Source organism: Streptomyces sp. WG5 (genome assembly GCF_049974565.1).
GTDB lineage: Bacteria > Actinomycetota > Actinomycetes > Streptomycetales > Streptomycetaceae > Streptomyces.
In genome coordinates, this window is sequence record NZ_JBNGGC010000022.1 from 1 (window position 1) to 11,927 (window position 11,927).

Annotated in this window: 10 protein-coding genes and 1 pseudogene; 4 read left to right on the forward strand and 7 right to left on the reverse strand. The window is 73.3% G+C overall.

The genetic code is table 11. The features are described from left to right. Positions 1 to 145 precede the first annotated feature (145 nt). The 7 genes from moeZ to ACP4IX_RS22950 form a co-directional block, all read right to left on the reverse strand. Complete coding sequence (gene moeZ, locus ACP4IX_RS22920) at positions 146 to 1,324, reverse strand: adenylyltransferase/sulfurtransferase MoeZ (RefSeq protein WP_426526729.1); 1,179 nt, start codon at positions 1,322 to 1,324, stop codon at positions 146 to 148. 63 nt (positions 1,325 to 1,387) lie between these two features. After that, entirely contained in the window at positions 1,388 to 2,137 is a 750-nt protein-coding gene (locus ACP4IX_RS22925) for a spherulation-specific family 4 protein (RefSeq protein WP_426526727.1), read from the reverse strand. After that, positions 2,125 to 3,174 carry an NAD-dependent epimerase/dehydratase gene (locus ACP4IX_RS22930; RefSeq protein WP_426526725.1) on the reverse strand — a complete coding sequence of 350 codons (1,050 nt, stop codon included), beginning with the start codon at positions 3,172 to 3,174 and terminating at the stop codon, positions 2,125 to 2,127. Before ACP4IX_RS22930 ends, ACP4IX_RS22925 begins: the two co-directional genes overlap by 13 nt. A 99-nt stretch (positions 3,175 to 3,273) precedes the next feature. Then, positions 3,274 to 4,392, reverse strand: a complete 1,119-nt coding sequence (locus ACP4IX_RS22935) for a hypothetical protein (protein WP_426556499.1) — start codon at positions 4,390 to 4,392, stop codon at positions 3,274 to 3,276. A gap of 488 nt (positions 4,393 to 4,880) precedes the next feature. Next, positions 4,881 to 6,599 (reverse strand): DUF3492 domain-containing protein, encoded by a 1,719-nt coding sequence (locus tag ACP4IX_RS22940; protein WP_426556500.1) that lies wholly within the window; start codon positions 6,597 to 6,599, stop codon positions 4,881 to 4,883. A 215-nt stretch (positions 6,600 to 6,814) separates the two neighbouring features. Next, positions 6,815 to 8,590, reverse strand: coding sequence for a DUF3152 domain-containing protein (locus ACP4IX_RS22945; protein WP_426556501.1), 1,776 nt, complete (start codon positions 8,588 to 8,590; stop codon positions 6,815 to 6,817). An 8-nt stretch (positions 8,591 to 8,598) separates the two neighbouring features. Beyond that, on the reverse strand, positions 8,599 to 9,621 hold the full coding sequence (locus ACP4IX_RS22950; RefSeq protein ID WP_426526717.1) for an alpha/beta fold hydrolase: 1,023 nt from the start codon (positions 9,619 to 9,621) through the stop codon (positions 8,599 to 8,601). A gap of 336 nt (positions 9,622 to 9,957) precedes the next feature. On the opposite strand from ACP4IX_RS22950, the gene ACP4IX_RS22955 reads away from it, so the two are divergent. The 4 genes and pseudogenes from ACP4IX_RS22955 to ACP4IX_RS22970 all read left to right on the forward strand — a co-directional run. Continuing rightward, positions 9,958 to 10,179: a hypothetical protein gene (locus ACP4IX_RS22955; RefSeq protein WP_426526715.1), complete on the forward strand. Its 222-nt coding sequence runs from the start codon at positions 9,958 to 9,960 to the stop codon at positions 10,177 to 10,179. 205 nt (positions 10,180 to 10,384) lie between these two features. Continuing rightward, positions 10,385 to 11,026 (forward strand): TetR/AcrR family transcriptional regulator, encoded by a 642-nt coding sequence (locus ACP4IX_RS22960; protein ID WP_426526713.1) that lies wholly within the window; start codon positions 10,385 to 10,387, stop codon positions 11,024 to 11,026. Between the two features lie 166 nt (positions 11,027 to 11,192). Then, positions 11,193 to 11,420 carry a DUF3107 domain-containing protein gene (locus ACP4IX_RS22965; RefSeq protein ID WP_426526711.1) on the forward strand — a complete coding sequence of 76 codons (228 nt, stop codon included), beginning with the start codon at positions 11,193 to 11,195 and terminating at the stop codon, positions 11,418 to 11,420. Between the two features lie 201 nt (positions 11,421 to 11,621). Further along, a pseudogene (locus ACP4IX_RS22970) lies at positions 11,622 to 11,888 on the forward strand (hypothetical protein); the annotation flags it as partial. Positions 11,889 to 11,927: the final 39 nt, after the last annotated feature.

Sequence of the window (11,927 nt, forward strand, 5' to 3'; positions counted from 1 at the left end):
GGGGGGGGGGGGCCCCCCCCTGCGTGGGGGGGGGGGGGGGGGGGGGGGGGGGGGGGGGGGGGTTTTTTTTGGGGGGGGGGGGGGGGGGGGGGCCGGGGGGCCCCCCCCCCCCCCCCGCCGTCCGGGAAAGGGGAGCAGGGTTCGGTCAGTAGACGGGCTTCTCCGGCTCGATCTGGTTGACCCAGCCGATCACGCCGCCGCCGACGTGGACTGCGTCCGAGAAGCCGGCGGACTTCAGGACCGCCAGGACTTCCGCACTGCGGACACCCGTCTTGCAGTTCAAGACAATCTTCTTGTCCTGCGGGAGGCTCTCGAGGGCGGAGCCCATGAGGAACTCGTTCTTCGGGATCAGCCGGGCGCCCGGGATGGAGACGATCTCGAACTCGTTCGGCTCGCGGACGTCGATGAGTTCGATGCTCTCGCCGTCGTCGATCCACTCCTTGAGCTGCTTGGGAGTGATCGTGGAGCCGGCGGCCGCCGCCTGGGCCTCCTCGGACACGACGCCGCAGAAGGCCTCGTAGTCGATGAGCTCGGTGACGGTCGGGTTCTCACCGCAGACCGCGCAGTCGGGGTCCTTACGGACCTTGACCTGGCGGTACTGCATCTCCAGGGCGTCGTAGATCATCAGGCGGCCGACGAGGGGTTCGCCGATGCCCGCGAGCAGCTTGATGGCCTCGTTGGTCTGGATGGAGCCGATGGACGCACACAGCACGCCCAGGACGCCGCCCTCGGCGCAGGAGGGGACCATGCCGGGGGGCGGGGGCTCCGGGTAGAGGCAGCGGTAGCAGGGACCGTGCTCGGACCAGAAGACGGAGGCCTGGCCGTCGAAACGGTAGATGGAACCCCAGACGTAGGGCTTGTTCAGCAGCACGCAGGCGTCGTTGACCAGGTAGCGGGTCGCGAAGTTGTCCGTACCGTCGACAATCAGGTCGTACTGGCTGAAGATGTCCATCACATTGTCGGCCTCGAGCCGCTCCTGGTGAAGGACCACGTCCACGTACGGGTTGATGCCCTTGATGGTGTCGCGGGCGGACTCGGCCTTGGAGCGGCCGATGTCGGACTGGCTGTGGATGACCTGCCGCTGCAGGTTCGACTCGTCGACCTCGTCGAACTCCACGATGCCGAGCGTGCCTACACCGGCTGCCGCCATGTACATCAGGGCCGGCGAGCCGAGACCGCCCGCGCCCACGGCGAGCACCTTCGCGTTCTTCAGCCGCTTCTGCCCGTCCATCCCCACGTCGGGGATGATCAGGTGGCGGGAGTACCTGCGGACCTCGTCTACGGTGAGCTCGGGGGCCGGCTCGACCAGGGGTGGCAGCGACACGGGGACTCCGTTGGTCGGTCAGTAATTACGGTTGTTCTCCTCGTAACACTGCCACGGCCTTTTTCATTCCGAGACACCCGTCCCGACTCGCGAGACGATTTCGTCCCAGTAGCCGGGCATGGTCTCCCAGGGGTCCACTCGGCCTCCTCGGTCCGTGCGGTCGGTGAGCCAGATCGTCCCGGCACCCTGCCAGCGGGCGATGCGCAGCGCCTCCTCGAGATGCCCGCGGGGCACGCCGTGCACGAGGTGGCAGAACCGCTCGGGCGGATAGCCGGCGCTCCACTCGGCCGCCTGGGACCAGCGGTAGTCGCTCCAGGCGCCCGAGAAGGTGACGAGCTGGTCGGCGTCCTCGGCATAGCCGGGGTGGGGGTGGGTGCCGTGGCCGAGGACGACGTGGGCGTCGTCACGCATCCCTCGGACGGTGGTGACGGTGCGGCGGACTCCGGGAAGCTCTGCCCGGTCGGACGGGCAGCGGTCGAGGAGGAAGCCGTCGACCCGGTACCAGTCGAGGTACCGGTGCGCGTCGGAGACCAGTGCGCCGAAGCTCCGTGCCCCGTACCCGAGGTCGAGGTGGCCGAGGACGCGAACGCCCGCGTTGCGCAGGCGGCCGCTTGCTTCCAGGCAACTCGGGTCGGGCTGGGCGCCGGGGCCGTCGGTGACGTTGAGGACGACCCAGTGCAGGGGTGCGCCCGGGCTGGCGAGGTCGGCCCACTCGCCGGGCGCGACGAGGGGGTGGGCCAGACCGGGGACGCCGAGGCCGGTGCGGACACCGGTGCTCACGGTGCCCGCTTCGACGCCGGTCAGATACGGCATGCGGCCTCCATCCAGATATCGGCGAGAGACTCTTCGAGGGCGATCCGGGGTCGCCACCCGAGACGGTCGCGGGCGGTGCGCACATCGGCCTGCTGCCAGCTGCCGCAGCCGTCCGGGTAGGGGTGGACGGCGGGGGCCGGGTGCTCGGTGTCGCCGCGGTGCCCGAGGGGTTCCGGGCGGTGCAGGCCGAGGCCGTCGGTGCGGTGGTGACCAAGGGTTTCGACGCGGTGGCCGACGGATTCGGTGCGGGGGTGCCCGATGACGGGCCGCAGCGCGCCGGGCGGTCCGTCGAGTTCGTGCAGGGCGCCGCCGTAGCCGGCCACGCGGGCGAGGGTGGCGGCAGCGTCACGCAGGCGGACGGCACGGCCGGAGCCGATGTTGATGACACCCTGCGCCGCGGAGAGCGAGGCGGCGTGGACGGCGCGGGCGACATCGCGGACGTCGATGAAGTCGCGCTGGGCGCCGAGGCCGCCGAGCCGGAGTTCGCCGTCGCCGGACTGCATCGCGCGGCGCATGGCCTCGGCGAGGCGGCCCAGGGGGGAGCCGGCAGGGGTGCCGGGGCCTGCGGGCGAGAAGACGCGGAGGACGACGGCGTCCAGGCCGGAGCCGAGGACCAGTTCGGTGGCGGCGAGTTTGCTGACACCGTAGGGGCCGCCTGGGCGGGGCACGGCGTCCTCCGCGGTGGAGGAGCCGGGCTGGCTGGGGCCGTATTCCGCGCTGCAGCCGACCTGCACCAGTCGGGCGCCGCAGCCGCTGCGGCGCAGGGCCTCGCAGATGGTGGCGACGGCGATGGTGTTGTGCCGGGTGAGTTCGCGGGCGCCGCCCCGGGTGGCCCCGGCGCAGTTGACGACGACGCCGGGGTGGACCGCGTCGAGGAAGCGGGTGAGGGCGCCAGGGCTGCCGGTGGCGAGGTCGAAGCGGACGTCGGCGTCGTCGCCGCGGCCGAGAGCGGTGAGCTGGACGGCCGGGTCGGCGAGCAGACGGTCGGCGACGAAGCGGCCGATGTAGCCGTTGGCTCCGATCAACAGGACTCTCATCGGGCGGCTCCCGGTGCCGAGGCGTCGGGTCGGGAGGTGGTCATCTGGGGGCTCCTTCAGAGGGTGACGGGGACGTGTGGGGGCTGTCCGGGGGTGAGGTCATCGCGGCTGCTCCGTCGATGCGTGGGCCGAGGCCCTGGTCAGGCGGCGAGTGGCGTGGACCAGGAGGGCCAGGGCGCCGGTGCCGCAGGCCATCGTCGGAACGCCGGCCGGGCCGCAGGCGGCGACCACGGCCTCCACGGGGGCGGCCAGGAGACCGCAGCCGGGGAGACGGCCGGCGAAGAGCGTGGCCAGGGCGGCCGCCTGAGCGGTGGCCGCCGCGGACAGGACGAGAGTGGGGGCGTGGGTGCAGCCGTGCACGGCGAGCAGGCGGGCCAGCAGGAGCAGGGCGCCCAGGGTGACTGTCCGGGCGTAGGCGGCGGGCTCTTCGAGGACCGCGCCGGTCAGCGCGACCAGGGCTGCCAAGGCTCCCGTGAACAGGGCGAACACACCGAGCAAGAGGGGGCGTACGGAGGCTGAGAAGTCGGCCAGACCGCGGCTGTCCGACAGTTTGCGGCGGGCGCGCACGGCGAAGAGGTGAGCACTCGCGGCTGCGGGCGCGCAAGCCAGGGTGAGGGCCAGTACCGGGGCGACGGTGACGGGCCACGGACCGTCGGTGGTGCCGTCGGGCAGCCCGTCCGGACCGCCGGCCAGCGCGGCGGCGAGCAGTCCGTCACCGAGGAGGGCGTAGCCCACGAGCCAGCAGGTCCAGGTCCAGGTGCCGGTGGTGCGCGTCGCGGCACTCAGCGGCCCCCGGCGCAGCGCCGCGCGCAGGGCCAGGGAGACCGCGAGGGTGCCGGCGACGGCCGCGATCAGACGCGGTCGGCCGTCGGTGAGGCGCAGGCCGGCCACGGCGGCGACGCACAGCGCGCCGGGCAGCAGGACAAGCACGATCCAGGTGGCGCGCACCCGGGGGGCCGACAGGTCCGTAGGGCGCGGGGGCGTGTCTCCGTCATGGGGGACACGGGCGTACATCTCCTCCGCCAGGGAGAAGACGTCCCGGTGGCGGAAGCGTGCGGCGGTCCGGTCGGTGATGCCGTGCGCCTCCAGGCCTGCCGCGATCTCCAGCGGGTCCACTGCGCGTTCGCAGAGGTCGTGGTGCTGGTACAGCAGGGCCTTCACCGGGTCCGCGGTGGCGCGCCGAGCAGCGGACGGCGGCTGCTCGCCGACGGCTGCCACCGCGCCGTACTCGGCCGCTCCGCCGCGGTCCGCCGCTCTTCCGTCGGTGGCTGCGCGCGGGCGCGCGGCCCTCCCCGGGCAGCGGTCCTCGCCCGACCCCGGACAGCGGTCCTGGCCCGACCCCGGACAGCGGTTCTCGCCCGTTCCCCCGCCACCGCTCGGCCGGCGGCGTACGTCCGGCTCCCCGCCCTCGTCCGGCCGTCCACTCTCCCCAGGCTGTCCGCTCTCTCCCGGCTGTCCGCTCTCCCCCGGCCGCCGACTCTCGGCTGCGCGCTGGTCGTCGCCCGCGCACCACCCCGCGTCCGGCCCTGGCCCGTCCCGGTTCTCGAGCGGCCACGGGCCCTCACCCGACCGCCGGTCTTCCGCCGACCGCCGGTCGGCAGGCGCTGCCGGGCCAGGCGTCCCGGCGGTCAGGAATTCCTGCGGGTGTTCGGCCCAGGCGCCCGGGCTGGGCGGGGTCTGGGGGCGGTCCAGTTCGCCGAGGCCGCTCATCGGCCCCCCTCGGTCGCGGTGGCCGGGGTCGTGGTCCGGACGGGGGCGTCCGTCGCCCAGCCGGGGCCGCCGCCTCCGGACACGACGCGAGTCGTGGGTGCGGCCCGGCGGCCGAGGACGTGCGCCTCGGCAGGAACGGCGAACGGCAGCGGCTCGCGGGTGTCGCCGAGGACGACGCGGCGTACGGGCGCCCTGGAAAGGATCTCCAGGTAAATGCCGTGAAATGCCGCGACGTTCTGCTCGACGGTGAACAGCTCCAGTGCGCGGGCGCGCGCGGCAGCACCCAGGCGCTCACGGCGCTCGGGGTCACGCAGCAGGGCGACACACGCCCCGGCGAGCGCCCGGGGATTACGCGGCGGCACGACGAGTCCGGTGCCGCCGACGGCTTCCACCACCGCGCCGACGTCCGTGGACACCGTCGCGCGCCCGCAGAGCATGGCCTCGACCAGGCCGGTCGGAAACCCTTCGACGACGCTGGAGAGGACCACCAGGGCGGCGCCCGCGGCGTAGGCGTCGACGCGGGTCGGCAGTTCCGGTCCGCCGGTCTCCTCGAACGACACCGGGTTGCGGCCGACGGCGTACGGACCGTCGGCCTCGTCGGGGAAGAGCTGCGCGGCCAGGCCCTTGCAGTGGGCGAGGTAGGCCGCGCCCTCGGGGCCGTCGGGGGCACCGATGATCCTGAGGCGGGCTCTCGGCTCCTCCTCGCGGATCTCCGCGAAGGCGTGCAGCAGCGAGACCAGGTCCTTGGCGGGCTCGACGCGGCCGACCCAGACGAGGGTGTGCGGGTCGGCGCGGTCCGGCGACTCTCCCACCTCGGCGTAGGGGGCCGCGTCCATGCCCGGGTGGACCGTGCGGAGCTTGGCGCGGTCGGCCCCGCAGCGCTCCTGCCAGCGGCGGGCGTGCGTGTTGCCGGGCGTGATCACCGCCGCGTGCCGGTAGGTCTCGGCGGCCAGTCGGCTGTGGAAGGCGGCCAGCAGGGACCGTGTCGCGGGTGGCGAGTCGGGGTCGGTGAGGTAGTGCGTCCGCAGCCGCACCCCGTACTCGGTCACCAGCAGGGGCACGTCGCGGAAGTGCCGGGCGAGCAGGCCGGGCAGCGCAGCCGTGCCACCGGAGGCGGCGTGGCACAGGTCGACCGCACCGAGGCCGTCGTCCTCGTACCAGTCGAGCGACAGGGGGCGCAGAAGGCGTTCGAGGCGCGCGGCGACGGCGAGCAGATCGGGGACGCGAGCCTCCCGGGCCGGGCGGTGGGCGCCGGGCGCGCGACAGGCGCGTTCCAGGGCGCGTACGGCGGTCTCCGAGCGGAGCGCGCCGGACAGCCCGCCCTCGTCGCGGGCAAGTTCGGCGAGCCCGTACAGTGCGCTGGCGAAACGGTCCGCCTCAAGGGCCGACGCCTCCTGCGAGGCCCCGGACGAGTCGTTGAGGGTGCCCGTGCAGAGGACGGCGGCCAGTTCCCCGTAGCACTCGGCGAAGCGCCGGCGAGCGCGCCGTCCGTGCACGGCACCGCCGTCCACGGCGTCCCACAGCGACGCGGTGCGGACCCGGCTGACCTGCGGCGGCAGCGGCACCCACCCGTCAGCCTCCTGGCGCTCGCTGTCACTGAGCGCGTAGACGTCGAACTCGTGCTGCTCGAGACCGCGCACCAGCCGGTCGCACCAGAGCCCGCCCGCACCGTTCACATACGGGTAGCCACCCTCCGTAAGCAGTCCGATGCGCACGCGCGCACCCCCGATCTCCCGTCTGGGGAGCCGTCGTTGGCCCGGCGGCTCGCAGCGGGACGAACGTATGCGGACAAGGCGGTGGCGTGATGGACGGTTGTCCATCACGCCACCAAAAGGGGTGAACGGTCGTAACTTTCCGCCCTGGAGCGCGTTCCGTCGCGCTAAGGGATGGATCTGTCACCCTGAGCGACGAGAACGGCCGGGCCTCGCGGTCAACTGTTGGGGTACGCCCAGGGGTTGGGGCGGCAGTCGATTCCGTCGTGGTCGATGAACTTGGTCTGCTGCTGCATGACCGGGGCGAGTTCACCGTCCTTGTCGCAGGTGACGTGGTTGAAGCCGATGCGGTGGCCGATCTCGTGGTTGATCAGCATCTGCCGGTATCCGTGGAGGTCGTCCCCGTACGGTTCCGCGCCCTGCGCCCACCGGTAGGCGTTGATCATCACGCGCTCGGTGGCGGCCGAGTCGCAGGACACGTTGTCCTGGGTGGTGTCCAGGCCGGACTTGGCGCACCAGACCGCGGTGGTGCCGGGGCTGGCCAGCGTGATGACGAAGTCGGGCTGCCCGGAGTGGATGCGCTCGAAGGTGCGGGCGCCGTTGTGGGCCCAGCTCCGGTCGTCGTTGAGCGTCTTCTGCACCGCATCGGCGAAGAGCTGCCCGTCGAGTCCGAGCCCTTGTTCCACGTCCACGCGGTAGGTGTACTTCTGCCCCGTCCCCGGCCCCTTGGCGATGCCCGGGACCGCGTCGAACTTCCCCGAACCCTCGAGCGTGGCGCTGAGCGGGTACTTCTTTCCCATCTTCTGCTCGTACGTCAGCGGCGCCGCGGACTCGGTTTTCGAGGGCGTCGGCCGTCCGTCCGCGCGCGACGCGGAGTCGTGGACGCCGCGGGCCTGGTCGGCGGCGGACTGCGACTGCACGTCCTCGCCGTCCGCCCCGTCGGCGACCTGCCCGGCCACGACGACCGCCAGCACGGTGGTGACGGCGGCCGCGGCGATGCCGGTGAAGGTCCTGCCCTTGCCGCCCTTGACCGGCGCGGGTCGGCCGGCGGGCGGCGCGTCGTCGGAATCGGTGCCGGTGGCGGTGGCGGCGCCTCCGGCACCGCCGCCCGCGATACCGCCGACCCCGTCGGCGGCGCTCCAGTCGGTGACGGAGGCGTACGGGTCGGCGGGGCGATCGGCGACGGGGTTGCGGCGCGGGGGACGACGGGCGGCGAAGACGTCGCCGTCCTCGCCGAAGGCATCCAGGTACTCCTGCCGCGGTTCTCCCGCCGCCGCCTGCCGTTGCCGCGGGAAGGAGGGGCCGGGAGGCGCGGACCGACCGGGGGGCCCGGATTGCACGGGCCGCGACGGATACGAGGAGGCCGCGGGGGGCGCGGGCCGCGCGGGGCCGGCTGCAGACGGCCCGCCGGGAATGCCGTGCCCGGCACCGGTCCGCCCGCTCAGCTCGCCCCAGCCACCGCCGGGTTCACGCTGCTCGGGATGGCCACCACGGGCCCGCGGCGCACCGTGCGCCGGGGTTCCGTCGGGGAACACCGGGCCGCCCCGTTCCGGCGTACCGCCCGCCACCCGCGGAGACCCTTGTGCAGGCGTACCGCCCGCGACCCGCGGATATCCCTGCGCCGGCGTACCGTCCGCAGCCCGCGGGAAGCCACCGGCCGGGGTGCCGTCCGCAGCCGTCGCGAAACCATGGGCCGACATCCCGCCCGCATGCCGTGGGCCAGGGGTCGGGCCTGGGTTCGGGCCCGGGCCCGCATGTCCCTGCGGGCCGCCGGACGGGACCCCGCCTCGGGTTCCGTCCGCCCTGCCCGGCTCCCCGTCCGTTGCCCCACGGGGGGCCGTGCCGGGCGTTCCGTTCGCCTGCGGTGCCTGTTCCTCCGCCGGGGGACCGGGGGCCCGGCGGCGGCCCAACGGGCCGGGGCGGGCCTCCCGCGCCGCGGCGGTGTCCGCGGCGTCGGCCTTGGGGGCGGGTCCGCGGCGGCTGTGGCGTCCCACGTCGCGCCTCAGCCTCCTGTGGTCTGGTTGGCGGGCTCGTCGTCGACGGCCTCTTCGGTCCTCTCGCCGACCATCGGTTCCCCGGTGTCCGCGAGGAGTTCGCGGAACGCCGTGGCCACGGTCTCCGGATATTCCATCATCGCCACGTGTCCCGCGTCCGGCAGGGTCAGCAGCCGGGAGTCACGGAAGGCGCGGGCAGCCCGCTGGGCCATGCGGTAGCCGACGAGTTGGTCCCGTCCACCGTAGACCAGCAGCGTCGGTGCGAGAACCCGTTCGGCCTGTCGCCACAGCCCGTGCTGGCCGCCCAGCGTGTAGGCGTTGACGATTCCGCGCGCGGAGCGGGCCATCGCGTCCCAGAAGTACGGCAGTCGCATCCGCCGTTCCATCTCCTCCACGGCGTTGCGGAAGCCTTCCGGTGTCACTCTCCCCGGGTCGCCGTAGCAGAGCGCCGTCACTCCCCGGACCCGCTGCTCCGCGGTCCACTCCCGGGTGAGCCGGGTGAACAGCGACACCACCCCCGGCAGTGCCAGCAGCCCCGTCGGCACGGCGCTGCGCTGCACGCGGATCTCCGGCAGCGCGGGCGACACGAGGGTCAGCGTCCGCACCAGGTCGGGCCGCACCGCGGCCACGCGGGTGACGACGGCGCCGCCGAGCGAGTTGCCGAAGAGGTGGACGGGGCCGCGCCCGGCCGCGTCGAGGTGGCGGATGACCGCGCGCGCGTGACCCGTGATCGAGTAGTCGCCGTCGTCCGGTGGCGGGGAGTCCCCGAAGCCCGGCAGGTCGATGGCCTCGCCGGCGACCACGCCCTCCAGCAGCGGCATCAGCGCCGACCAGTTCTGCGAGGAACCACCGAGGCCGTGGACGTAGAGCGCGGGCGGCAGTCCCTCGCGCGCGGGAGGCCTCGAGCGCACCGTCAGGGTGATGCCGGGCAGCTGCACCGACCTGAGCCGCTCACCGGCCGCGACCTTGACTGCTGCGACCTTCGGCAGCACGTTGGCGGGCGGCACGGTCGGCGGCTGGGTCGAAGGCATGCGGCAATGTTACGAGACGATCACACGGTGGCTCATGTGTTCGCCGTCACAGGCGCGGGTGCGGCGGCGCGACAGCCGGTACGGATGCCGACGACACCGGCGGCCCCATGGGGCCGCCGCGAAGGGGACGGCCCCATGGGGGACGACGACGGCAGACGACTCACGGAAGAACCCTCGGGAGACGGCCCACAGCGAAGCCCACGGCGTCAGCCCGCGGCATGGGGGCAGGAGCCGACGACGCATGGCGTCCGGATCGGGTGTCTCCTAGGCTCGTGGAGTGGGCACCCGCGTGTGGCCCCTGCACCTTCAGGGACGTCCGTAGGAAGGGAGCCCAGCATGACCGTCGACCCGACCGACCCCGAGACCTTCGACGACGAGGCACAGGAACCGGAGGAATTCGACGTCGAGGCACCCGACGCCGACGCGGCCGAGCAGCAGGCCGACATCGCCCCGGAGCGCGACGACCCGCTGACCGGCGTCGAACCGGACCGCGCCAACGAGGCCGACCTGGTGGAACAGGCCCGGGTCGTCTCCCACGACGAGGACGACTACCGCTGAGACGCGGCGCCGCGGGGCGCCGGAGAGGCCCGCCGAGCAGAAGGAGGCCATCTCTGCCCGGACTGAACCCTTTTGAAACCTGTTGTGCTGCTTTCGTCACCGTCCGGTCCGTGAAATTCTGCGCTCGCAGCGCACACACCACGGTTACCGAAAAGTACGATGGCGACGCGGCGCACACCGCACGAGGACGACTATGGGAGGCGGCGTGACAGCCATCGAGCAGACAGAGGCGGTACGCCCGCGGGGCACACGCCTTCCCCGCCGAGCCCGACGCAACCAGCTGCTGGGCGCCGCACAGGAAGTGTTCGTGGCTCAGGGTTACCACGCGGCCGCGATGGACGACATCGCCGAACGCGCCGGCGTCAGCAAGCCGGTGCTCTACCAGCACTTCCCGGGCAAGCTCGACCTCTACCTCGCCCTGCTGGACCAGCACTGCGAGGCCCTGATCCAGTCCGTGCGGATCGCGCTCGCGTCGACCACCGACAACAAGCAGCGGGTGCGGGCGACGATGGACGCCTACTTCGCGTACGTCGAGGACGACGGCGGCGCCTTCCGCCTGGTCTTCGAGTCGGACCTGACCAACGAGCCCGCCGTGCGCGAGCGCGTCGACAAGGTCACGAACGAGTGCGCCGAGGCGATCTGCGACGTCATCGCCGAGGACACCGGCCTCTCGCGCGCCGAGTCGATGCTGCTGGCCTCCGGTCTGGGCGGTCTCGCCCAGGTGGTGGCCCGCTCCTGGCTGCACAGCGACCGCAGCGTGCCCCGCGACCAGGCTGTCCAGCTGCTGACCTCACTGGCCTGGCGGGGCATCGCCGGCTTCCCGCTGCACGGCAGCGAGCAGCACTGACCGGCACGGTGCGCCGGGCGGCCGCGGGCGTGCGACGGCCTGTTCCCGCCGGCTGTTCGCTCCTGGCGTTCTCCGTCGCAGCGTGTACGTCCCCTCACCGGGCTAATGTGTGCTGCGTACGGCGCGGAAGATCGCGCATTTCACTGACCGTCGGAGGGACATAGCCGTGGAGGTCAAGATCGGCGTGCAGCACGCGCCCCGCGAGATCGTTCTGGAGAGCGGTCAGAGTGCCGAGGAGGTCGAGCGGGTGGTGGCCGATGCACTGGCCGGCAAGTCGGCGCTGCTGAGCCTGGTGGACGAACACGGTCGCAAGGTCCTGGTGCCGGCCGACCGTCTCGCCTACGTCGAGATCGGCGAGCCCGCGCCGCGCAAGGTGGGCTTCGGCGCGCTGTAGCCGGCGGAAGCAGGGCGACGGACGAAGAACGGGAGGGGCCCGGCGGTGACCAGCCGCCGGGCCCCTCCCGTCGTGCGAGTTCTTCCCGTTTCACACACGGAGCACAGTTCACCCACAGAGGGAGGGTTGCATTCCGCAGGTCAGGGGTAAGACGGCTGTGACCGTTCCGGGCAGGCCGGCCATGTGGGAGGGACCCCCGACATGCTCTTGGAAGCGCTCAGCGCCGCGATCCTCGGCCTGGCCCTGGCGTGGGCCGCCGCCCGCCGTCTGCCACACCGTCTGCCGGACCGTGTCCTGGTCCTGCCGACGGGGATCGCCGGGGCACTGTTCGGTGCGTTCGTCACCCACACCGCGCTGGGCGCCGGCGGTCTGCTGCTGGTCCTCCTGGGCTCGGCGGCCCTCTCCGCGGCCTCCCTGTCGCTGCTGCTGCGGCCCGCGGGAAGACTCCGCGGCCGATCGGCGACCGCCAGAGCGGTCGCCGCGGCCGGTGGGGTCCACGCCGGAAGT